This is a genomic window from Paenibacillus solisilvae (assembly GCF_042656405.1).
GTDB classification, from domain to species: domain Bacteria; phylum Bacillota; class Bacilli; order Paenibacillales; family Paenibacillaceae; genus Paenibacillus_Z; species Paenibacillus_Z solisilvae.
This window is the reverse complement of the sequence record NZ_JBHSOW010000081.1, coordinates 37,951-60,400: the sequence shown is the minus strand read 5'-3', so window position 1 is coordinate 60,400 and position 22,450 is coordinate 37,951. Positions and strand designations below refer to the sequence as shown.

At 49.7% G+C, this 22,450-nt stretch carries 26 protein-coding genes; 4 read left to right on the top strand and 22 right to left on the bottom strand.

Annotated elements, in window-relative coordinates:
• Positions 1 to 285 precede the first annotated feature (285 nt).
• Positions 286 to 459 (bottom strand): hypothetical protein, encoded by a 174-nt coding sequence (locus tag ACFPYJ_RS22820; RefSeq protein ID WP_379190535.1) that lies wholly within the window; start codon positions 457 to 459, stop codon positions 286 to 288.
• A gap of 160 nt (positions 460 to 619) precedes the next feature.
• Entirely contained in the window at positions 620 to 754 is a 135-nt protein-coding gene (locus ACFPYJ_RS22815) for a hypothetical protein (protein ID WP_379190534.1), read from the bottom strand.
• Between the two features lie 247 nt (positions 755 to 1,001).
• Here ACFPYJ_RS22815 and ACFPYJ_RS22810 point away from each other — a divergent pair, with 247 nt between their 5' ends.
• Entirely contained in the window at positions 1,002 to 1,703 is a 702-nt protein-coding gene (locus ACFPYJ_RS22810; RefSeq protein ID WP_379190533.1) for a metal-dependent hydrolase, read from the top strand.
• Between the two features lie 120 nt (positions 1,704 to 1,823).
• Here the strand turns inward: ACFPYJ_RS22810 and ACFPYJ_RS22805 are convergent, their stop codons facing one another.
• The 6 genes from ACFPYJ_RS22805 to ACFPYJ_RS22780 form a co-directional block, all read right to left on the bottom strand.
• Positions 1,824 to 2,243, bottom strand: coding sequence for a glycosyl hydrolase-related protein (locus tag ACFPYJ_RS22805; protein WP_379190532.1), 420 nt, complete (start codon positions 2,241 to 2,243; stop codon positions 1,824 to 1,826).
• A gap of 153 nt (positions 2,244 to 2,396) precedes the next feature.
• A complete protein-coding gene (gene helD, locus ACFPYJ_RS22800; protein WP_379190537.1) occupies positions 2,397 to 4,778 on the bottom strand; it encodes an RNA polymerase recycling motor HelD in 2,382 nt (793 codons plus the stop codon).
• 207 nt (positions 4,779 to 4,985) lie between these two features.
• Positions 4,986 to 5,912: an alpha/beta hydrolase gene (locus tag ACFPYJ_RS22795; RefSeq protein ID WP_379190531.1), complete on the bottom strand. Its 927-nt coding sequence runs from the start codon at positions 5,910 to 5,912 to the stop codon at positions 4,986 to 4,988.
• A gap of 11 nt (positions 5,913 to 5,923) precedes the next feature.
• Entirely contained in the window at positions 5,924 to 6,556 is a 633-nt protein-coding gene (locus tag ACFPYJ_RS22790) for a bifunctional 4-hydroxy-2-oxoglutarate aldolase/2-dehydro-3-deoxy-phosphogluconate aldolase (protein ID WP_379190530.1), read from the bottom strand.
• Between the two features lie 63 nt (positions 6,557 to 6,619).
• Positions 6,620 to 7,954: an A/G-specific adenine glycosylase gene (gene mutY, locus ACFPYJ_RS22785; protein WP_379190529.1), complete on the bottom strand. Its 1,335-nt coding sequence runs from the start codon at positions 7,952 to 7,954 to the stop codon at positions 6,620 to 6,622.
• Complete coding sequence (locus tag ACFPYJ_RS22780; protein WP_379190528.1) at positions 7,926 to 8,816, bottom strand: helix-turn-helix domain-containing protein; 891 nt, start codon at positions 8,814 to 8,816, stop codon at positions 7,926 to 7,928. Before ACFPYJ_RS22780 ends, mutY begins: the two co-directional genes overlap by 29 nt.
• A gap of 175 nt (positions 8,817 to 8,991) precedes the next feature.
• Here ACFPYJ_RS22780 and ACFPYJ_RS22775 point away from each other — a divergent pair, with 175 nt between their 5' ends.
• A complete protein-coding gene (locus ACFPYJ_RS22775) occupies positions 8,992 to 9,330 on the top strand; it encodes a c-type cytochrome (protein WP_379190527.1) in 339 nt (112 codons plus the stop codon).
• A gap of 81 nt (positions 9,331 to 9,411) precedes the next feature.
• Here ACFPYJ_RS22775 and ACFPYJ_RS22770 read toward each other — a convergent pair whose 3' ends face one another.
• From ACFPYJ_RS22770 to ACFPYJ_RS22730, 9 genes are all read right to left on the bottom strand, one after another.
• Positions 9,412 to 9,642: a hypothetical protein gene (locus ACFPYJ_RS22770; RefSeq protein WP_379190526.1), complete on the bottom strand. Its 231-nt coding sequence runs from the start codon at positions 9,640 to 9,642 to the stop codon at positions 9,412 to 9,414.
• 71 nt (positions 9,643 to 9,713) lie between these two features.
• Positions 9,714 to 10,112, bottom strand: a complete 399-nt coding sequence (gene acpS, locus ACFPYJ_RS22765; RefSeq protein WP_379190525.1) for a holo-ACP synthase — start codon at positions 10,110 to 10,112, stop codon at positions 9,714 to 9,716.
• Positions 10,113 to 10,125: 13 nt separating this feature from the next.
• Positions 10,126 to 10,911 (bottom strand): molybdate ABC transporter substrate-binding protein, encoded by a 786-nt coding sequence (modA, locus tag ACFPYJ_RS22760; RefSeq protein ID WP_379190524.1) that lies wholly within the window; start codon positions 10,909 to 10,911, stop codon positions 10,126 to 10,128.
• Positions 10,912 to 11,036: 125 nt separating this feature from the next.
• Positions 11,037 to 11,846 carry an ammonia-dependent NAD(+) synthetase gene (nadE, locus tag ACFPYJ_RS22755; RefSeq protein WP_379190523.1) on the bottom strand — a complete coding sequence of 270 codons (810 nt, stop codon included), beginning with the start codon at positions 11,844 to 11,846 and terminating at the stop codon, positions 11,037 to 11,039.
• Positions 11,847 to 11,862: 16 nt separating this feature from the next.
• Positions 11,863 to 12,297, bottom strand: a complete 435-nt coding sequence (locus tag ACFPYJ_RS22750; protein ID WP_379190522.1) for a BrxA/BrxB family bacilliredoxin — start codon at positions 12,295 to 12,297, stop codon at positions 11,863 to 11,865.
• Positions 12,298 to 12,495: 198 nt separating this feature from the next.
• Positions 12,496 to 12,864 carry a DUF3905 domain-containing protein gene (locus ACFPYJ_RS22745; RefSeq protein ID WP_379190521.1) on the bottom strand — a complete coding sequence of 123 codons (369 nt, stop codon included), beginning with the start codon at positions 12,862 to 12,864 and terminating at the stop codon, positions 12,496 to 12,498.
• 50 nt (positions 12,865 to 12,914) lie between these two features.
• A complete protein-coding gene (locus tag ACFPYJ_RS22740; protein ID WP_379190520.1) occupies positions 12,915 to 13,058 on the bottom strand; it encodes a hypothetical protein in 144 nt (47 codons plus the stop codon).
• A gap of 47 nt (positions 13,059 to 13,105) precedes the next feature.
• Positions 13,106 to 13,777 (bottom strand): hypothetical protein, encoded by a 672-nt coding sequence (locus ACFPYJ_RS22735; RefSeq protein ID WP_379190519.1) that lies wholly within the window; start codon positions 13,775 to 13,777, stop codon positions 13,106 to 13,108.
• Positions 13,770 to 15,476, bottom strand: coding sequence for an ATP-binding protein (locus ACFPYJ_RS22730; protein WP_379190518.1), 1,707 nt, complete (start codon positions 15,474 to 15,476; stop codon positions 13,770 to 13,772). Before ACFPYJ_RS22730 ends, ACFPYJ_RS22735 begins: the two co-directional genes overlap by 8 nt.
• A 198-nt stretch (positions 15,477 to 15,674) precedes the next feature.
• Here ACFPYJ_RS22730 and ACFPYJ_RS22725 point away from each other — a divergent pair, with 198 nt between their 5' ends.
• Positions 15,675 to 16,937, top strand: coding sequence for a BaiN/RdsA family NAD(P)/FAD-dependent oxidoreductase (locus ACFPYJ_RS22725; protein WP_379190517.1), 1,263 nt, complete (start codon positions 15,675 to 15,677; stop codon positions 16,935 to 16,937).
• A gap of 30 nt (positions 16,938 to 16,967) precedes the next feature.
• Here the strand turns inward: ACFPYJ_RS22725 and ACFPYJ_RS22720 are convergent, their stop codons facing one another.
• The 5 genes from ACFPYJ_RS22720 to ACFPYJ_RS22700 all read right to left on the bottom strand — a co-directional run bounded on the left by ACFPYJ_RS22720 (position 16,968) and on the right by ACFPYJ_RS22700 (position 20,982).
• The gene (locus tag ACFPYJ_RS22720) at positions 16,968 to 17,528 is read right to left on the bottom strand and encodes a DUF1003 domain-containing protein (RefSeq protein ID WP_379190516.1); all 561 of its coding nucleotides are present in this window, start codon (positions 17,526 to 17,528) and stop codon (positions 16,968 to 16,970) included.
• Between the two features lie 124 nt (positions 17,529 to 17,652).
• Positions 17,653 to 18,012, bottom strand: coding sequence for a hypothetical protein (locus tag ACFPYJ_RS22715; RefSeq protein WP_379190515.1), 360 nt, complete (start codon positions 18,010 to 18,012; stop codon positions 17,653 to 17,655).
• A gap of 69 nt (positions 18,013 to 18,081) precedes the next feature.
• Positions 18,082 to 18,996, bottom strand: coding sequence for a hypothetical protein (locus ACFPYJ_RS22710; RefSeq protein WP_379190514.1), 915 nt, complete (start codon positions 18,994 to 18,996; stop codon positions 18,082 to 18,084).
• Positions 18,993 to 20,267: an ABC transporter permease gene (locus tag ACFPYJ_RS22705; protein WP_379190513.1), complete on the bottom strand. Its 1,275-nt coding sequence runs from the start codon at positions 20,265 to 20,267 to the stop codon at positions 18,993 to 18,995. Before ACFPYJ_RS22705 ends, ACFPYJ_RS22710 begins: the two co-directional genes overlap by 4 nt.
• 13 nt (positions 20,268 to 20,280) lie before the next feature.
• On the bottom strand, positions 20,281 to 20,982 hold the full coding sequence (locus tag ACFPYJ_RS22700; protein ID WP_379190512.1) for an ABC transporter ATP-binding protein: 702 nt from the start codon (positions 20,980 to 20,982) through the stop codon (positions 20,281 to 20,283).
• 352 nt (positions 20,983 to 21,334) lie between these two features.
• Between ACFPYJ_RS22700 and ACFPYJ_RS22695 the strand changes: the two genes are divergently transcribed.
• Positions 21,335 to 22,237 (top strand): PAS domain S-box protein, encoded by a 903-nt coding sequence (locus ACFPYJ_RS22695; RefSeq protein WP_379190511.1) that lies wholly within the window; start codon positions 21,335 to 21,337, stop codon positions 22,235 to 22,237.
• Positions 22,238 to 22,450: the final 213 nt, after the last annotated feature.

Here is a 22,450-nt window from a genome sequence, read left to right as displayed (position 1 = left end):
GATTGAATACCGGTGCGCGCTGGCAGCATAGCTTTTTTCTAATGTCTACTTGACAGGGGTATGACCAGGCCAGCTTGCAAGATAGGGTTTTTCTTAATTGTCCGCTATTTGGGGTCTTGACCAAATTTCACGGTGGTTTTTACGTCATATGAAAGCTTAATTACAGCGTTACGGGTGGATCATACCCTCTTATTTCAATTATTTTCCGTTATCGGCGCGCCAGGCATCCAGCTGTTTTTGCGCTTCTTTCGATGAGTTTGTCAATCCCTGCGCCTTTCAGTTTTTCTACAAGCTTCGGAACTTCAACTTCACCAGATTCTGATAGGAGTTGGCAACCTGGGTCAGCACTACACTTTTGGAATAACTTCCGACTAAAAATAGAATCAGCAGGAGGGGAATCGTGATGGCGCAGAAAAGCAGGATAAAACGGGAGCCGACTGTATTTAATTTATTCATCATGAATGACCTCATAGATTCTTATTATGGGGCTGCCGTAAGCACATCTTCACTATAGCATGATTACAAAGTGGAATTAATCTCTTTTTAATTTCAATAATGAATGTAAAAAAAACGTCGTCCTATAAACCGGACGACGTTATTTTCTGCCCCCTAGGGATGGTTAACAGCTTTTGCCGTTATCCTGCTGCATCGGCTTCGTTCCGCTTTCTTCAGTCAGCTTCCCGCCGTATTGATCGAGTCGGCCCGGATGTGATTCCGGTCCTCTCTTCTTCGGCTTATTATTTCTTCCTGTCAATGCTCTCACCTCCATCTTACCTAAGATGAACGGGACGGGATGATTTCATGCACGAGAGCAAAACTCCTGGAGTTTCCTTGTATTCGACTAAGCTGAACTATGAATTACCCTCCATCGGCCGATGCAATAACCCGCCATCTTTCTTCAGCAGCCGGGCTCCAACTTGAAATTGATCGTATTTTCTGACAAGATTATTCATGAGGTAAAGCTTCGTCATCCCCATCTACGATAAAGGAGAGTATACGCTGTGAAAATTAATTACCATGGACATGCCTGCATCCAGATTCATACCAACGGAAAATCGCTCGTCATCGATCCTTTTCTAAGCGGCAACCCTACAGCCAAGATCAAGCCGGAGGACATAAAGGTGGACGCCGTGCTGCTAACCCATGCCCATCAGGATCATATTCTGGATGCGGCGCCGATTGCAAAAGCCAATGACGCTCCGGTCGTTTCCATCGTCGAGCTCGCTGCTTACATGTCCTGGCAGGGTGTGAAGAATACAATTGGGATGAATATGGGCGGGACGGTCAATCTCGGCTTCGCGAAAGCGAAAATGGTCCAAGCGTTCCACAGCTCCGGTATCGTCATCGAGGAAACCAAACAGATTCTATATGCGGGAATGCCTGCCGGATTCCTCATATTCGCCGAAGGCCTGACCATTCTGCACGCCGGCGATACATCGCTCTTCAGCGATATGAAACTGATCGGCGAGCGTCATCCGATCGACGTCGTCTTCCTTCCGATCGGCGACCATTATACAATGGGGCCCGAGGATGCGCTCCTAGCGGCGCAGTGGTACAATGCGCGGCTGACGGTGCCGGTTCACCACAGTACCTTCCCGCTCATTAAACAGGACGCGGAGCAGTTCGTGCGGCAATTGGAGAAACGGGGACTGAATGGGAGAGTAATGGCTCCCGGCGACGAGCTTCAAGTAAACGGACACTGACAAATTGCCGTAGGAAGAACAAACGACAGGCCGTCGCACCTTGCCAAAGGTGCTTCCCGGCCTGTCGTTTTTATTAGGTGGATGCACGATTCAGTCTCAACCTGTTTTCGAATAGCCTATTCAATCGAAGTGCAGGAGCAGCGTCTTGATTTCGTACGGCTTCATGAGGAATGAAACCGGTTCTTCCATCCGGCTCTCCGCATAAGGGCGCTCCATGAGATCCGTCTCCTGCCAGCCGGATACGGACAAGCCGCACTGAAGTTCCACCATGCCCCGGCGGCCCGTATATTCGTGAAGCCGGACGATGACGGCATCGCCGTCCTCGCTTTTCTTTACCGCGTCGATCATAACATGATCGCATGAAGGAAGCGCAAACAGCGAGAACCGTTCAAGGGTTGCGCTTCCTTCTGCGGCGATCAGCGGACTATTCAGCGCCCACGCCTCTTTCGCCGTTCCGGCCGATGTCCATTCCTCTTGATGGGGGAACAAAGCGTATGTGAAGATATGCTCGCCCTGATCGGCCTCGGGGTCCGGTACCATCGCCGACTTGATCAGCGACAGCCTGATTACTCCGCCCTGGATGTCGTGGGATTCTTGCTTACAACCGGCCTTGATGACGGGCTACAGGATGGCACCGAAGATTTGCTAAATCATGAGCAGCAGCTTATCGCGGCCGACGTCACCCCCGATCCGTCAATATGGCGCTTTCTCGTACAAATTCGCAGGCAATGCCTGCACGAACGGCGACCATTCGCCCGTCGTGTAAAGATGAAGCCGGTGCATGGCCCGCGTACATGCCGTATAAAGAAGCTTGCGTTCGTTGTCCCGGCCGTAAGCTTCGGGCGAAGCATCATAGACCAAGACTGCATCGAACTCGACACCCTTGGCGAGATACACGGGAATGACCATCACTCCCTTTTCAAAGTTAAACGTCTCCTTCGTAATGAGATGCAGAGTTTCGCCTCCATGAATACGTAACGATTCATAGGCCTCACGGCTTTCGGCTGCGGTCTTCGTAATGACGGCGATGGAATCGAAGCCCTCGGCTATGAGCGCCGCGATGTCTGCCAGAATTTGCGCATCACGCTTCTCCCCGCCGTCCAGTTTCGTCAGAAGGGGCTTTTGGCCCCCCCTTTCAAACGGTTCAATTTCTTCTCCGCCTGGAAGCATCGATTTCGTAAATTCAACAATCTCCCTGGTTGAACGATAACTGCGTACCAGGCAGACTAGGCTTGTTTCGGCTTCGCCGAAAAGGCGGAACAGCGGCGAATCGGATGCGGCCAAACTTGTAGCCTGCATGTAGATCGCTTGCCCGAAATCGCCGAGCACCGTCATCCGGGCACGGGGAAACAGCTTTTTTAGATATTCATATTGAAACGACGAATAATCCTGACCCTCATCAACAAAGACATAACGGATTTCCGTGTTCGTCCGGACGCCTTCGATCAGTTCTTTTACATACAAATACGGAGTCGCATCCTCGTGGAACAACTCGTTCCGGAGCAGCGTTTCCTTGGTTTGCCTGCATATTTCAGGCCACAGCAGAGGGATGACGGCCCCATTCGTTTTCTCCCGATAAGCGGCTCCGCCCTCAAACAATTGGCCATATATGCCTTTGACATCTACAAACGAGAATTTCTTCACACCTTTCCTTAGCGGTTTAAAGCTTTCATTCACGATCCTTCGGCGGAGCAGATCTTCCTCCCTCACGGCGAAGTCAAAATCGCCTTCGTCTCCCCGGCGCTTGTTGCTCATTTTCTCGCGAACTGCGGCGTAATGTTCCGCAAGGTCTAATAATTCCTTCTCTTTATGCAGCATTCCGAAGACTTCCACGTACTGCTCGGTGTCGAGATAATTTAACTCTTCCTGTACCCAAGGCGCTTCCCGTTCCATGCGTTCCAGCGAAGCCAGTTCATTCAGCAGCCATTCCTGCAAGAGAACGACACGATTGAGCAACGGCAGGGAACGGTCATAACCGTAAAATTTCGCTCTCATTCGCTCCGCGGTAATCAAATCGCGGTCCCGAATCCGAATACCGTTGAATCGCATGCCTTCCCGTCCCAGCCACATTCCATAGTTCTGCAGGGCTTGCAGGAAAGCCTCGGAAGCTTTATACTCGATCCCCTGAAGACGAGCCTCATACCCCGGCACTCCTTGTGCGGTCAGTACATATTCGATCTGATCAAAGGGATCCTCTGGCCGTAACGAGGAACCTAGCCAATAGTCGAGATATTCTTGAAAAGTCGTCTGCTGCATATTCTCTTCACCGAGCTCCGGAAGGACGGTGGAGATATAACTGGTAAACATCGGATTCGGTGAGAAAAGAACGATCTGATCAGCCCTGATCGTCTGGCGGTGTTTGTACAGCAAGTACGCCACCCGCTGCAATGCCGCGGAAGTCTTACCGCTGCCGGCCGCCCCTTGTACGATAAGCATCCAGCTTTTGTCATTGCGGATGATGGCGTTTTGTTCCTTCTGGATGGTTGCCACGATACTCTTCATTTGCGAGTCCGCACCTTTGCCGAGCACTTGCTGCAGCAATTCGTCTCCGATCGTTTCGCTCGCGTCAAACATGTTGCGGATTTGCCCGTTTTGAATCTGAAACTGCCGTTTGAGCTCCATCGTCCCTTCGATTCGTCCGGCCGGCGTGACATAAGACGCCAGGCCGGGGGAGTAGTCGTAGTACAGGCTCGCGATTGGCGTACGCCAGTCATAGATCAGAAAGCTCAATCCGTCTTCGTCGACGAAGGAAGATACGCCGATATAGATCTGCTCGCTGAGGTCCAGGCCATCCTCCTGAAAGTCGATGCGTCCGAAATAAGGAGAAGGGAGCAGACGGTTCATGCTTTTCCATTGCTGCGTCAACAGCTTGTGGCCGCGCTCCCGTTCGGCCAATACCGCGGACTGCTGGTTAATCGTGTAAAAGGTCTCTTCGAAATCTTCGTGCGTGCTTGTGTTGATCGTAACTTCTTCCCAAAACCGCTTGCGGATGTCCGTAGCCTGATCGCGCAGCCCGGCAACCTCCGGCTCCAGTTCGGCGATTCTCGCCTGCAGCTTGTTCCTGACCCGTTCCAGCCTTTTCTCTCACTAATTATAGCCTCACAAAAACCGCAATCGTTTTCATTTCTGTAATGAAACTGTAATGTTTCCTTCATGTTCCTTTCATATTACATGCCTATAATGGAAACATGACCCCCCTTTATTATATATTTTCTCTTGTGCCTGCGGATATTGCCGCAGGCCTCTTTGTTTTTAAGGGCTGCTTTACAGCGCCCCGTCAGACTAAGCTTGCGCCTTGGCTAATTTCTCTGTTAAGAACGGGATGACCCTTCCCCAGAAAGCGGGGTCCTGCTCCGACTGGCTATGCCCGTTTCCTTCCACGAATAAAGCATCCACCCGCCCTTGCAAAGCAAGCTCTCTCAGATCGCCGCAAGGAATATAGGGATCTTCCTTGGCATGAATCATCAGCATCGGAACCTGCCGACCCTCTTCATTGGCCGTCAACACAAGCGGAATCTGTGCTTCTTTGTATTCGTCTCTGCTGATTCCAGCTCTCAGCAGCCAGATCGCAGGTATGAGATACCCTAGTGGAAAAAACGGAATGTTCTTGCGCTTGAGCTCCGCCTTCAGCATCGTTTCAAAGCGAATCGGCATGGAGTCCGTTACGACTGCCCGAACGGGAAGACCGCGCCCTATTGCGAGCACCGTCCCAAAACCGCCAAGGGAATGGCCGAGCACCGCAATTCGATTGCTGTCGATATCCGGCAATGTCCGGACAACCGCTACGGCTGCTTCTATATCTGCGCGAAACATTAATGCCGATGGCGCTTTGATCGGATCACTGTCGCCATGGCTTCGGGCATCATACATAAATACAGTGAAACCCGCCTCAAGCAGCGGCTTCGTATAACGAAGAACTCTGGAGCGGTTAGATCCCCAACCATGTGCAACAATTACTAACGGCTGCTTCGCCGGCTTCTCTGCAGGATCATTCCGCTCCAAATTATCAGTTACGGAGTAAACTGCCGGATGCAGCAGCCACCCCTGCAGTACAGATCCGCCGTTCTCAAAGGTTATCGTTTCATAGGCTCCCTCAGGCAGCACATTATTCTCTCGAAGTCTGGGCTGCTGACTCTTTGCTCCAATTGTCCATATGAGCCAAATAAGAAGCGCGGCTATCGCCGCGCTTATCGTTCCTGCTATAATCATTCAATCACCGCCTAGAGTGATTTTGCCGCTTCTGCGAATTGGCGGGCTTTATCCGTCAATAGATCGAATCGGCCGGTTCGCACCCAATCCAAATTCACGAGCTTACTTCCCATGCCGACTGCACATGCGCCTGCTTTAAAGTAATCCGCGATATTATCGAGGTCCACGCCCCCTGTTGCCATCATCGGGATTTTATCGAGCGGCGCCCGAATTTCCGCTAAGTATTTCCAGCCTAATGTCCCCATCGGGAACACCTTAACCGCTTCTGCACCTGACTTCCAGGCACGTACGATTTCAGTTGGCGTCATGACGCCGGGCCAGACAGAAACCCCTTTTTTCAATCCGTAATCGACGACAGCTTCATCAAGGTTAGGCGATATGAGAAATTCCGATCCTGCATCAACCGCTTCTTTGGCCATATCCAGATCTAGCACGGTTCCCGCTCCGATTGCAGCTTGATCCCCGTATTTCTCACGCCAGCGGCTGATCATTCCGGCTGCGCCTTCGGTATTCATTGTAATTTCCATCATTGTTATCCCGCCGGCAAGCAGCGCTTCTGCTGCCTTGTCTGCGTATTGATCTTCAATATTACGAAAAATAGCAACTACCTTTTCTTCCTTTAGTCTTTCCAGCATTTTACTCACTTAAGCAACCTCCCGTCGAATAGTGGTACCAACGTCTATTTTAGTCTGAATCTGGCGATGGAATCAATCTGTATTCTCCCAGTACTCCCGCAGCAGCTTCAAGAATACATTGGGAAACGCCAATTCATTCATTTGTTCCGGGCCGATCCAACGATAATTCAAGGGCAATTCCTGCTCAGCAGCAACGGCAGCAGCGCCAAGCTTAAGCCCTGCCGCGTCACTTGGTTCGTATAAAGCGCGCTGTTCAAGAAACGCCGTTACTCCTGCCACGCCGCCGGCTGCTGTCAAATGAGAATTATCAGCTGCGGTGAAGGCACCAAACTCCGACTTGAACACCTGGAGATCCCATACAATATGGCTAAACACATGCTCGGCTTCTCCCCGCCACCCTGTAGGCCTCACAAGAACGCCATCCTCTGCCGACAATGTCCGGCATAGAAAATCCGCCTGTAGGGCATGCTGTTCCAGCAGTCCGCCGCTTTGCTCTTCAATCACAGCACTCGCGGCTGTTCCTGCATCAGCAGCTTTTCGGCCTCGACCGCTGCGCGGCGGCTTAACAGCACCGCCGGCTCCAGGCTGGGGAGCCAGTACATGCGGAAGCTCCCACATCTTGGCCAGCAGGCCGCTCTGCGGACGCTGCCTAACGAGCACTTTACCGGCATCCTTGCCCTTCCCGATAATAAGTGCAGCAAGCCGTGTCTCCGGACGGGGCGGCTTTGCCTTCGTCTTAATGGGCAGCGTATGCTCCATTCCTGCCCTTCTTCCCTCACAATGCACCATAACCGGGCAGGTCAAGCAGCCTGGGGACTTCGGCGTACATACAAGAGCCCCAAGCTCCATTAAAGCCTGGTTGAAATCGCCTGCCGAACCTTCAGGGATAAGTGATGCCGCAAGCTTCTCGATCTTCACGCGAGTCGCAGGCTTGGCGATATCGTCTTCAAGAAGAAAGTAACGGGAGAGAACCCGCATCACGTTCCCATCCACCGCAGGCTCAGGCCGGTTGAAGGCAATGCTCATAATCGCACCTGATGTATAGGGACCTACTCCTCTGAGCGCCGCAACAGATTCCTTGTCATCAGGAACAATTCCATCATGCCGGCTCAAAACCTCCTGCGCACCGGCCTGCAAGTTTCGTGCCCTTGAATAGTAACCCAGACCTTCCCAGCACTTTAGCACTTCAGCCTCAGGCGCCGTTGCCAAGTCCGTAATCGTCGGGAACTTGTCCATGAACCGCTCATAATAGGGAATAACCGTGTCTACCCGCGTCTGCTGGAGCATGACCTCCGACACCCAAATCCGGTAGGGGTCTCTGTTCATCCGCCACGGAAGAATGCGTTTGTTGGCAAGATACCAGCTCAGCAGCTCATGACTAAAATATAGTGCGGCTGTCGTCGTCATCTACAGGAACACCTCTTTCTTCTAAAAACTGACCGCGGTAGGAGCTTCGGAATATTTGCCGGTATCTGCTGGGCGACAGCCCGGTAACCTGCTTGAATAAACGAGATAAATAATGATTTTTCATACCCACCTTCATCGCCACGCTGCTAATCTGATCCGATGTTTCTTCCAGCAGCCTCTTCGCCCGCTCCAGCCGTCTGATATTTACATAATGAATAGGCGAACAGCCAACGAAATTCTTAAAGAAGCCGATAAAATAATTCGGATGCAAATAAACAAGCCGGGCCAGCTCTTCAACTCCGATGTTTTCTGCCAGATGTACATCGATATACTCGAGTACACGATCTATTTTTTCCAAGGTTTCATTATCTACCAGAGCCTGCTCGCTTAAATCGCAATGCTCCAGATAACAGGCTATAATATCAAGTAGTGCGGACCGCATACGGAGCTCTCTTGTTATTCCTCTCGAATGGTAGGCTTCAATTAGTTTGGTAAATAAACCTATCATTTGATCTTTATTCTCAGGAATAACACATATTGGTAATTTGAACAATTCGAAAACCTGCATATCACCAAGCGAAGCGCGAAAATGACACCAAAAAATTCCGATAGACCGCTCACTGTTACCAAATGTCTGAGGCGTACCCGGAGGCAGCAGCACGAGATGGCCGGCCCGCACGTCGAAGATCCGGTCGTTTAAAATGATTTGTCCTTCTCCTTGATAGACATACCACAAACGATAATAATCAATAGAATCCTCGACGACCAGGCCTGGCTTCGTATTTGAAAACGCCGCCATAGACACTTCTGCGCGAAAGCTGTGAAAATAATTCTGGATGATTGTCTGATAGGTAGTTTTCATTGCATCTCCAAATCTGATAAAGTAATTATTTCTGATAAATTAATAATTATATTATACGGACAAACAAACCAAAATGATATGTCAGTGCCTGGTTGCAATGGGTTCCAGCTTCATTTTATACTTGATTTCATCAAGGTTTCCATGTAGTTATTTGATATATTGGGAGGATTTGCTTGTGACTGACAATCTACCGGCAGCCCGTGTGCCCCTTTATGCTTTGACCTCGATCTTGCTTGCCCTCTTCTTGTCAGCCTGCGGGAATTCCTCCTCTGAGCTGGCTGGCCCTTCTGAAACGATTCATGTATACAAAGCCAACTGCATCTCCTGTCACGGCAGCGATCTTCAAGGAAAAATGGGTCCCTCCACCGATCTGACGCAGGTTGGCAGCCGATTATCAAAGGAACAAATTACCAATCAAATTCATAACGGCGGAGAGCTCATGCCCGCCTTTAAAGGCAAGCTGACTGCACAGCAAATCAAAGAGCTGGCACAATGGCTCAGCGCCAAGAAATAACTTCCGGTCAGCATAAAAAACCCGTTTTCACGAACGGGTTCTGCCAACAATATTGAGCCGTCCCAGATGTACAATCCGCCTCTAGCCCCGTCTGGACCTGATTGTTCGTGCCGATGATGGCTGTGATTCATGAGATATCGGGCCCGCATAAGTCCATCTCGACTCCCCCATATCCGGGTTCAGGGGGAACAGCTCTCCCTTCAGAAGCGGGAGGCCTCCGCCCCATATATCATTGAAAATCCCGTCAAAAGGAACAAACTGACCGCTGGCAAACCTCCTTCGGCCACCAACACTCTCCCTTAATTCTCTCATTCCTGATCAACTCCCTTTACCCATGGTTTATTCCAATTATGGGCAAATGGTGACAGCTCTAATCCCGCTTTCTAATTGTCGATCCGTTCAACCACAACAAATGCCGAAGCAAGGGAATGGTCATGCGTAATCGTTACATGGATAACCGTTCCGTTCATACTGTAACCAAGACGTTCCCAAGCATCCTCGCTCAGCCTGCAAACCGGCTTTCCGGCTTGATCACGGATAACCTCAATATCGTGAAAAGCCAGCCTGCTTCCCAATCCGCAGCCGAAAGCTTTGGATACTGCTTCCTTGACAGCGAATCGCCCTGCCACGAACTCGATCCGCCTGCTTCCGTTTACAGCAGCAGCCATATGCTGCTCCGCAGCCGTCAGAATGCGCGTAATGAAGCGGGGACCCGCCTTGCCATCAAGCAGCTTTTTTACTCTTTCCAAAGACGTAATGTCATGTCCGATTCCGACAATCATTCATTTCACCAGCCTATTCCGCTTTAGTAAAACCAAAATTTTCAAATACAGACTGCCCCTCATCGCTTGTCATATAATCCAGCAGCGCCCCGGCTTTATCCTGTTGTTTGGAAGCCGACACAACGGCTCCCGGATATATAATAGGATCATGCGAATGCTCATCAACCTGAAGCACTGTCTTCACCTTGTCTGAGGTTTGAGCATCCGTCTTATAGACGAACCCGGCATCCGCATTACCCGTCTCTACATAGGTAAGCACTTGCCTTACGTCTTTGCCATATACAATCTTGTTTTGGAGCATATCCCATATCCCTTCATCCGTCAACGACTGCTTCGTGTAATCACCTGCTGGAACAGTCTCCGGGGTTCCGACGGCTATACGCTTATAACCGGACTCCGTTAATGCCTTCAGGTCCGCTGGCATCCTGCCTGTCTTCGGAACAATGAGAACCAGCTCGTTTCGGACGATTGGAACACTTGGTAAGACAAGCTTCCTGCTGAATAAGGATTCCATCTGTTTCATACCGGCAGAAAGGAATAGATCGACTGGAGCTCCCTGCTCAATTTGCTGCTCGAGCGTGCCGGAAGAACCATAATTAAAGGTGATATGTACGTCAGGATGAATCCGCTCATAGTTCTCTTCAAGCTTGGTTAATGCGCTCTTCATACTAACGGCAGCCGAAACCGTAATCTCCGCTGAGGCCGCTTCCTTGTTATCGCCGCAGGCCGAGCTTAACATTCCGAATGCTGCTATCGATAGAAGCACAATAATTCTCTTGGCATACATGCTTGCTTTCATTGCACCCTCCCCTATTCATTCCTTGCAAACGTAAAGAAGCTTTATATAAAGATACACCCTCCGCTGCTGCCGGATAGCAGTTTTTGGAGGGTGTATCGAAACGGTCATTTAGAACATGCCATTTATTAAATACCTGGAATCGGTTCGCGTTTATGCGCCGTCTTCACGTACTGCTTCTCCAGCTTCTCACGGGCAGCTTCACTTACTGCCTTCCCTTCAAGATAAGAGCTGTTCTCGTCATACGTAATGCCCAGCTCATCCTCATCAGTCTGTCCTTCCCATAAGCCGGCAGTTGGCGCCTTATGAAGAACACTGTCCGGTACCCCTAGGCTTGCAGCGAGCTGACGAACTTGGCGTTTGTTCAGCGTACTAAGCGGCGTGATGTCCACCGCACCGTCGCCCCATTTGGTATAGAAACCTGTGATTGCCTCAGAGGCATGATCCGTACCCACTACAAGCAGGTTAAGCTCAAATGCCAGCGCGTACTGCGTAACCATGCGGGTGCGGGCTTTCACATTTCCTTTACCGCCTCGGCTGATATGACGTGAAATGCCGATCGATTTCAAGCTGTGCTCGACTTCAATTGCGATTTCGTCAACAGCTTCTTGAATATTGGTCTCTACACGATGTGTTAAGTTGAATGCATCAGCTACCGCATAGCTGTCCGAAATATCCACCTGCTCGCCGTAAGGCTGGAAAACACCCAGTGTCATGTAAGGCTGGCCGGTCTCAGCGCTAAGCTCATCCGTTGCTTTCTTACATAATCCGGCAGCTACTGCGCTGTCAATCCCGCCGCTGATGGCGATCAACAATCCCGTCGTACCAGATTTGCGAACATACTCCTTGAGAAAATCAACCCTTCTGCGAATTTCCGCTTCCGGGTCAATCTCAGGCTGAACGCCAAGAATTTGAATAATATCCTGCTGCAAGCTCATCCAATCACCTCTTATCTTATCGGCAAAACCGTTCGAAAGCAGAAGTGAGATCTGCTGCGATATCAGCTGCCGAACGATTCTCAATTTGGTGGCGCTCGATAAAATGAACTAGTTCTCCATCCTTCATGAGTGCAATCGACGGTGATGATGGCGGATATGGAGCAAAGTATTCACGCGCTTTAGCTGTTGCTTCTTTGTCTTGACCGGCAAAAACCGTAAATAGATGATCCGGTGTAAGATCATTCTGCAAAGCTTGAGCAACGCCCGGACGACATTGACCTGCGGCACATCCGCATACGGAGTTCACAACAACAAGCGCTGTTCCTTTCGCGCCCGGAAGCTTTGCTTCCACTTCCTCCGGTGTGCGCAGCTCTTCGATACCAAGACGTGTTAAATCGTCACGCATCGGCTGAACCATATCAAGCATGTATCGTTCGAAAGACATTGACATTTTATAACCTCCCAAAAGTTTTTGTGCAGCTTCGTGCCATGATCCGAGTATTTCGGATCATTAAACAAAAAACCGCATCGTAAGCATAAATGGTAATTAAAAACATCGTATTTATAATTATTATTATAACGCTACGTGAATTTGAAAGCAAAAGAAAAAGCAACCTAGGCTCTCGCTTCGATTGCTTTTCTCAAAGCCTTAGGATTGCTTCTTCTCAGAGGCATCTTCACCAGCTCGATAGGCGCTGTTTTTATCGGGATGCTGGAAAATTCCTGCCTGTGGCTCAATCTCCTTCTCAAAGAAATCCCGATTCTCACTGGTGAGAAATCCGATATCCTTAAAGGGATGAACCCATTCGTCACCCGCCATAATGGCAGGGTCCGTATCCTCGGTCCACTGACTAAGCGGAGAGTCCGGGGATTCATACTGGTGGTCGCCAATTACAATTCCGCTGCTGTTCACAAACGGCGCAGCGGGACCTCTTCCCGTTCGAAATTTCGGTAGAAAATTAATTTCATAAGGATCGAGCTCGGGATCATCCGGGCTTGAATAGGGTTCTCGGCTCATCGATTTCCTCCTAACCGGAAACTTGGCTGGCGGCAGTCTTCGGGCAGTACTTAAATTGAAGGACGATTCGGGCCGTCCAGCTTCTTATCAAAGCCTTCCGATTCCGGGGCCTTATCTGCCTGCTTCGACCGGTTGTTGAAAGCACTTTGCTTGGATGACGACTTTGAACGTGCCGATTGCTGATTCTGTTCCATAATGGGCACCTCCTTCTTAGGCGTAGTATGCGCCGGGAAGAGTTCTGCTATCCATTTCTTGCTTGGAGCAGGGCACCCAGACCAGCCAGGGCAATGAAGATCCATTGGAGCCGGGTAAGTCCTAATATTAACAGCGGAACCGCACTTGGAGGGTAAACGGTGAACAAGCTGACAAGCAGCCCGCCATAGCCTAGACCAAGGGCGCAAAGCTGCGACGATTTACCGCTGCCAGGAACCGCCGCTTCAGGTGTGCGAATCAGCACGATATAGATGACAATAACCAAGCTGGCATAAGGCAGTAAATAGGGGGTTTGCCATAAGAGCTCCCATACGAAGCAGCCTGGCAGAACCGCATAAGGAAGGATATCGAGTAATTGAACCATAGGAATCCTGCGTCTTCGGATTAGGATCAATAGATAAATTACAGCTGCAAGAAGTAAGGCCGCTGCATCCGAAGCGCTTCCGCGCAGCAGAATTAATGAGCTTGGCCGATTCCAAAGCAAAGACGGATCATCGATTAGAAAAGCCAGCTTCCAGCCAATGAGCGAAATTAGACACATATTCGTAAGCGCTGCCATCCAGAATAGCCTGAGCTCGGATTCAAGAGCAATGCGCCAGAACCAAACCCGCAGTGCGCAAAGTCCGGCAGCAACCGATAAAATCGCGGTTAACAGTGCGCCATCCAAACGAAGAGAACCAACCGGAAGCATCTCAGGCACGCTCTCCCCTCCATTCGGAGGAGGCTGCCGCTTCATGCTCAGCACTATGCTGGAGGGAGAATGCCACAATAAAAGTCGTTCCTTTCCCTTCTATGGACTCTACGCTGATTTGTCCGCCGTGGCGCTCTACAATACTGAGGCAAAGCGGCAGCCCGAGACCGGTTCCGCGCATTTTTGTCGTATAGAAAGGTTCGAACAAATGCTCCTGCTTCTCTTGAGGTATTCCGCAGCCGTTATCGATTACGCGCAGTTCCACGCGGCCTGGAAACACCTTCGTCCGAATCCGGAGAATCCCGTTCTGATCCATAGCTTCCATTCCGTTACGCGCTAAGTTAAGAAGCAGCTGCTTCATTTCTTTCTCATTGAGCATGAGTAAAGGAATATCTTCGGACAGCTCAAGCTCGATCAATTGGCCGCGCATGTTGGCATCTGACCATAGAAGCGGAAGGATTTCGTTGACAATATCATGCAGGGAACTGCTTTCCTTCTCGATCAGCCTGTTCTGGGCGAGTGATAGAAAGTCGTTAATAATGCTGTTCGCCCGGTCCAGCTCATCCATGACGATTCGGAAATATTCCTGCTGATGATCCGGACTTCGCTCGCGCATCAATTGAACAAATCCCCGTATGACAGCCATCGGGTTTCTGATCTCATGGGTGATGCTTGCCGCCATTTGTCCAACCATACTAAGTCTCTCCATCTTACCCATTTCGTCACGAAGACGGTTAAGCTCCGTAATATCGTGCGCAATAATGGCAGCACCGGTTATGGTGTTATTCTCCATGTCTCGAATGCAAAACCCTGTTTTCAGCAAAATCTTCCCTTGCTCCTGCACGATCTCCGTTGATGTTTTGTGACCGTTCAAGGCCTGCTGCAACAGCCGGCCGACCACATCTTTATCGATATTCTCGTACATGGTCATAAAAGGCTGGCCGATCAGCTCTTGACGGCTTCGTCCGCCAATTTTATTTTGTAAAATATGTATAGCCATTTCATTAATATGTGTAATAATTCCACTTTCATTGACAAAAATAACACATAGAGGAGTTTCTTCAATAAACTGCTGCAGCTTCTGGACTTCAACCCTATATTTATCGGATACGTTCTTCAGCTGACGGGGGAGAGCTTGACGCTCCATATAGTCTTCAATCAATGAAACACTAGCCCACATCGTTACCAAATATAATAAGAGATGCAGGGTAAACTGATAATAATCGTTCAATGAGAGCTTAATGCCTTCTGAGATAACGAGTGCAATAAAGGAACAGGCTATTATAATAAGAGACAGAGAGGTTAATAACAAAGCGACTCTTTTTCTGCGTTCTCGAGAAGTCTGCATAAACAATCTCGAAGCCATATAGGTAACCGGTAGACAGAGCACAGCAAAACCAATGATCCCCACCCAATCCGAGACGCTTCCAGCCCAAACCAGCTGGTAGAAAAGATAGACGGCGCTCACCGCCAGAAAAACAGTAACGCCTCCATACAGAGAGCCGGTTAATAATGGAATAAACCGGAAGTCAAGATTGAATCCATGAAAATCCGAGCTTGCCGCAACAGCCAGAATGGCAGCGCCCCCGCACAGAAAACTGATTACAATAGAGATAAATCGTTTTGACTTTGCGTGGTCAAACCATAGTTGAAAGGTAAATACAGGCAACAAAGCAACGATCATTTGGAACAGCAGCTGCTTCCACACAAATATCCGATCTCCCTCCTTGCTTCATCGCCATCCTATTTCACCAAATTATTTCCTTATCATTCCGATTAAAACATAGGACTATAAAATTTACAATCACTGAAATTATTGGATGATTGATATACTAATATTCCTAATAGTGTTTATATCGGCCAAAATGATATGATGAGGTAATGACACAGAAAAGGAAGATCGCAATTGAAATATGATGTTATCGTTATCGGCGGCGGGTCCGCCGGTCTAATGGCCAGTATCGCAGCCAGCGAAAGCGGCAATCAAGTGCTGCTCATCGATAAAGGAGACAAGCTCGGCCGCAAGCTGGGGATCTCCGGCGGCGGTCGGTGCAATGTAACCAACAATAAAGAACTGGATGACTTAATTAAACATATCCCCGGTAACGGGCGGTTTCTGCACAGTGCATTCTCCACCTTCAGCAATCGGGATATTGTTCATTTCTTCGAGAATCTCGGCATTGCGCTTAAAGAAGAAGATAATGGGCGCATGTTCCCTGTCTCAGATAAAGCCAAGACCGTTGTGGATGCTTTGGTGAGCCAAATCAAACGTCAAGGTGTCGCCATAAGGACCAACAGCCCCATTCAAGAGATTCTCTATGTGGAAGGGCAGGTATCCGGCGTAGTCCTCCGGTCAGGGGAAATGATTCCTGCCAAGCGGGTAATCGTTGCCTCCGGCGGGAAATCCGTTCCCCAAACGGGATCAACAGGTGATGGATATGCATGGGCGGAGAAAGCGGGCCATACCATCACAGAGCTGTTTCCAACCGAGGTCCCGCTTACTTCGAATGAGCCTTTCATTCAAAGCAAAGAGCTCCAAGGGCTCTCCCTGCGGGATGTCTCGCTGTCCGTATGGAACCCAAAGGATAAGAAAATCATCGAGCATCAGGGGGATATGCTGTTCACGCATTTCGGTATATCCGGCCCTATCGCGCTGCGGTGCAGCCAATTCGTTGTGAAGGCGCTGAAACAGTTCCAAGCCGGGAACATCATCGTATCGATTGACCTGCTGCCGGATCGAAGCTTGGATCAGGTCTATACCGAATCCTTGCGCCTTGCTGAGGATGAGCCGAAGAAAGCAATTAAGAATGTTATGAAGGGTTATATTCCTGAGCGGCTCATTCCCATACTGCTGAGCAAAGCTGAGCTCTCTGAGAATCTGACTTACGATAATATCCCTCGGCAAAACTGGATGAAGCTGGCCGGCTTGATCAAACGTTTTCCGATTCGCGTTTATGGGACACTTTCGATTGAGGATGCATTTGTTACTGGCGGCGGCGTCAGTCTGAAGGAGATCAATCCGAAGACCATGGAATCCAGGCTCATGAGCGGGCTATATTTCTGCGGCGAAATTCTGGACGTGCACGGTTACACAGGGGGCTACAATATTACAGCCGCCTTCTCAACCGGCTACACTGCCGGTCGGCATGCGGTGTCATCTTTAGAATAAGCGGACGCTGTAAGCTTCCCTTAAGGGCGCTTAAGAGCTTGACGATTCGCTTTTTCGAATAAGCTCTTGAAGCATATTTTCCATTCGTTTCAGCTGCGACTGCATCTCCACATTTTCCTGCTCAGCCTGATAATTGATGGCAAAATCGATCATCGCTTCATGCTTATCCCGCGCTGCTTGGCGGTTCTGACTCATTAGAATGATCGGGGCTTGAAAGCCGGCAAGAAAGGAAAGCACCAGGTTCAGCAGAATGAACGGAGGCGCATCAAAATGAGGAAGCGCCGGGACGCAGTTCCATATTACCCAGAAGGCTAGAATTAAGAAAAACATGACAATGAAATTCCAGCTCCCGCCAAAGCTCGCTATTTTGTCGGCAAGCATATCAGGCCAGGTGCTTTTCTCTTTCTGTTCCATGTTAAGACGGGCTTTAATATTTCCTTTATACTCATGAATAAGCTTCTCTACCCGCTTCATGGTCTCTAGGTTCTTGTCGCCGGCCTCCTGCTCTTCATTGTCCAGCGTATCAATAATGGATATATCCACGTCGACATCGACATCCGTTACTTGCCGCTCCTTATTCGTATCCAGCATGTTAACCCCTCCTTATCTACCCATTAAACGCAGGGCGCTTAGAAGGAAACAATAGACGCAAAAAGGGGCCGTGCTCGTCAAAACTTGACTGCACCGCCCCTTTATTCAACCTGCAATTAAACCTTTACGTATGAACATCGCCGGAAAAGTAGCCATAGGTTCCATCATCCGGATCAAACTCTTCCCGTTCTTCCGCCGCGATCAAATCTTCATTCACGACATGCGCAGGGATCTGAATGGCATCAAGATCGTATGCATCGTTCGTAATGACAGTGTCCGTAATCGGCGATTGCATCGCAAGCTGTCCGCCATGAGCCTGTGCAATCTCCAGCGCAGAGGTCAAATCGCTGCCCTGCAGATGAATATGCACCTCCTGCCCCTGCCTGATAACCGGCTCATAGCCGAGCTCTTCCAAGGTCTGTGCAGCCATTGCTGCCATGTTCTCATCGCCAAATTGAAATAATAGCGAGGTTTCATCCTGCATGGGGGTACATTCCTCTCCAACTAAAATGTTCCATTCCCGTATAGAATACCCCTCGCTTCACAGCCTCATTCATTGAACTTCTTTTCCATGCGCGGTGAGTTCGATACGCCATTGCCCCCAGTCGATCGGGTGTGCAGTCTGAAAGTTTGGAAGCGGGTTCTCACCATGAATGACAATCAGCGGGCGGGGTTCGGCAGCCATATGCTTCAGTACGGACCAGAATGTTAAATCCCCCATACCCAGCATCGGAAGCTGGCGCGCAACGTTCTGAAATAGAACGTCGATCGTTGTTGAAGCTGTTACCTCCTGTAAAGTTGTTCGTTCCACAATGCCGATTCCGCCATTCGAGCTTTGCGGTATTCTCTGCAGATGAAACATCATCGCTTTGGCCATGACCGGCACCGTTTCCGCATCGGGGCCGGCAAGCCACAAGCGCAGTCCCTGCTGATCTGCCTTCTTTACTTCTGCCGCTGCAGAGAAAGCTTCCCATGCATGAGCCCCCGCGGCCAGCTGCTTCTCATTAATTACACTGCGGAGCGGCCAAAGCGATGCCAGCTGCTTCGCAGTAAGCTGGCCAAGACCGCGAAAATCCTCGATGCCGGGAAAGTCCTCCGCTATGATCCATGAGAGCTTCGGAGGAATGTTCGTCCGCTTCGAGCAGCAGGCAAACCAATACAGCAAGGCAGCCAGTATGGTCTGATCAAACAGATCGTATTCAAACCACAGCACGATCTCGAGCTCATCCTGAACCGCCTGCTCTAATTGAGCCAGCTGCTCACCGGATTCCCGGATATAGAAGGCGCTTGGAATCCCAAGTTCCGCCTCAAGCCAGGCGCTCCGCTCCTTAATGGCTGCCGGAAGATACCATTCTCCGGCTGCCGGACCATCAAGCCATGTCTCCCGCCATGGAAGGATCAGTCCTTCCATTCCACTCTCGCGAAGCAGATTAGCAGCGCTGTCTCCATTCGTTACATGCAGCATCATGATTCATTTCCTCCTTTTTTCTTGGGCTTCAAGAGCATGAACGCAGATTGAAACTTATTAACCGCTATCCATATCAGCACAGCAGGTGCTGCTGAGAGCGCGCCCCCTATACCGTAGCTTTGCAAGCCGCTGATTATACTCAGCAATGCAACACTCGGGACGACCAGCCAGAAGCGTACCCGTTCAGCCGATTGTCTCATGGCAGTGTCCGTAAAGCGAAACTGGGCGACATAGGTCTCAGCCATGATATCCCGCCAATGCGACTGCACCCAAGCCGACAGCAGGAGAGGAAGAATAAGAACAAGAAAGGGCTTCAGCCCGCCGGGTGATAACATAAGCGCGAGTGCCGATACGCCCACGAAGCTAAACCATAAGCGGATTAAACTAAACCTCCGGATAAAAGCTTTCATAATCATCTCCGACAGGATGGTTTCCGCATCAAACCGCTTGAATATCCGGTTGGAGCTGCGCAGCACCAGCGGGCGGTTCAAACGGATGCGCGGCTTCCGTTCCATAACACCCCGGAGCAGAAGCTGCGTGCTTGCGAGCCTGGCCTTATGCTCCTCCTGCACATCCGAATCAAAGGTATCGCCGGCCCTCAGTTTAATCCGCATGAAAACAAGGAGGACCACAACACCTATCAGCATCGGAAGCAGCAGCCCGATCCAGTCCAAACCGACAAGAACAATCGGAATGAAATAAGTCACGGCAAGCAGCGCCATAGCAGTCAGCTTAACCGCCCATTTGCGGAATCCGTGGAACCGGGCATCTATTAAATTCCGCCATATTGCGCCGATTAAAGCCCATATCCAAGTATAGACGAACATACTGACGATAGACGGAGCCGCCAAATGGTTAATGGAGACCAGGAAGGGAAGCAGCAGCACATATACTAGTGCGGTAATTAATGCCAGTATGAATGCCGTATACCCGGCTCCCCGAAGTACTAAACCACGTCCCCACTTCCCCTTCTGAAGCAGAATCAATACATCCGCCTCTTCCGCAAAGGTTCGCAGCCTTCCTAAGAAAATCACGATAAGCGGCACCCTCTCCCCTGCCCATATCGGCAGATCAACGAGCCATTGCGGAGGATGCTGCCAGATATCAATGTACAAGCCTCCCCCGATCCATAAACCGGGGATCATGACGTACAGCCATACCGTCCAGTCCAGCGCTGTGCGCCACACCTTCCACTGCTCCCGCCAAAATCGCAGCAATCTTCGGCGGAAGAGCTTCGCAATTGTCCAATTTCCTGCAGCTTGAGATTCCATTGAACTCCCCCCCTTATGTCAACGCATAGAAGCAGTCAGTGAGCGGCGAGTCAGGCTTGCAGCCGGCCAGCTCCCGGACCTGCTCAAGCGTTCCCTGGGCAACGACCGATCCGCCATTAATTAGAATGATGCGGTCACATATTCGTTCGGCTGTATCAAGCACATGCGTACACATAAGCACGCCTGCCCCGCGGCGTCGTTCTGCCTGCAGCAGCTCGAGAAAATCCCGCGTAGCGCGTGGATCGAGACCGACGAAAGGCTCGTCCACGACATAAACGTCAGGCTGCAACAGGAATCCGATGATAAGCATCATTTTTTGCTGCATGCCTTTGGAGAACCCCGTCGGAAGCTTATGCCGCTCATCCGAAAGCCGAAACCGGTCCAGCATCAGCTCCGCCCGCCGGAGGAAGGTTTGCTCATCCAGCTCGTAGGCCGAGGCCGCAAGCTGCAGATGTTCCCAGAGCGTCATATATTCATACAGCACAGGCTGTTCAGGCACATACGCATAACGCTTCTGGTCACCTGTGAACGCAACATTGCCCTCCACATGACGGATCAATCCGAGCAGCGACTTAATCGTCGTACTCTTCCCGGCGCCGTTAGGTCCGATTAGACCGACAAGCTCGCCAGCCTCTATTGAAAAAGAGACATCGCGGATGACAGGGGAGCTTGCTTCATACCCTGCCTTCCGGATGTCTACCTGTAATACGCTCATCATTATTCCTCCACCCGGCATAAGCCTGCTATCTGCTCATGTATACGAATGTCGGGTTGGTAAAGTTGCCTGTCCTTGAAATTATTCAACATGAAAACGTTGAACAGACGCTTGAAGCTCTCCCGCAATTCGCCTAAGCTCACCTGAGGATAGACGAATTTGAATGAAGCGTAGGCTTATGCTTCTTTATTGACATAATCCGACATATATTTAACAGATGAACAAATTCTCATAATTTTCTGTAGAATTTTTGTCTTTGTTGTAGCAGATACTTCCAATTTCGCTTCCTTCATTCAATTTGAGATGATATAATTGATCAAAGATGAATATTTATGAATGGAGTTGCATGAACTTGTATGATTTTTTCACGTTTTCTCCACAACCCATTGTCATAATTTCAAATCAGCACAAAGAATGGTTAGTGAAAGACATCAATTCCGCCTTCCTAACTTTAAGCGGTTATATGAAGGATGATTTAATTGGCAAATCAGCCTCAATCTTATCGCACAGCTCTCCCTTCTGTCAGGTATTAACCCGTTTGGCTGCCCTGCAGAAAGCCAAAACCGAGGACAGCACGCTGGAATGCGAGATTTCTACCCGCTCCGGCCAATGCTTGACGGTATCTCTGCAGATGAGCCGAATTCGGTCGGTCAGCGGCGATCATCTTTTTGCGGTCGTAATTGTAGATATTTCGGAAAAAGCATGGATTGAGAACATTATTTTAGACCAAAAGGTCGAAGCTTCCATGCTGCTTACTGCAGATGGTGTGATCAAATCGATTAATCGCTATTATTCACCGGTTCGATTCAACGTCTCCCGATTGCTGGAAGGATCGGTAGCCGACTTCCTCCTACAGAAAGACAAATTCAGAATTTACCGTTTTTTTGAAACATTGAAAGCAAATAAAACCGAAGGGCAGACATCCTTTACACTTACCCTCTTCGGAGATCAGTTCACATCAACCGTTATCGCCAAACCTTTCTATCGATCAGATGGAAACTTAAAATGCTATGCCATTGTATTTACCAAACTCGCTCTAATCGATCCTTTCGAAGACCCTTCCTTCAAACTGCGTTTATTAATGACAGAGAAAAAGATATCCGTAACACAGCTTGCTCACACCACAGACATCTCCTTGACAACTATATCTAAAATCCGCAACGGAAAAATAAAAAAGCCTCAACGTATAACCGCCGATTTAATCGCCGGGAAACTGGGAGTCGTACCAGGAGAAATTTGGAGTTGCTTCAGATAATCACTTTAATAAATTAAAGCATAAAACGGTTAAAGTTTAACCTTTTAAACAGGTAAAGCTTAAAACGGCTAAAGCTACCATCCTGCTGCAGCTCCATTCATTTCGCTGGCAACCTGCCCTGAGCGAACCGGTGGATGAAGCAAGATGTTCTGCTGAGGCCGTTTTCTTGTGTCATTTATCTCTGCAGCCAGCATCAATGTTTCCGCCCTATGC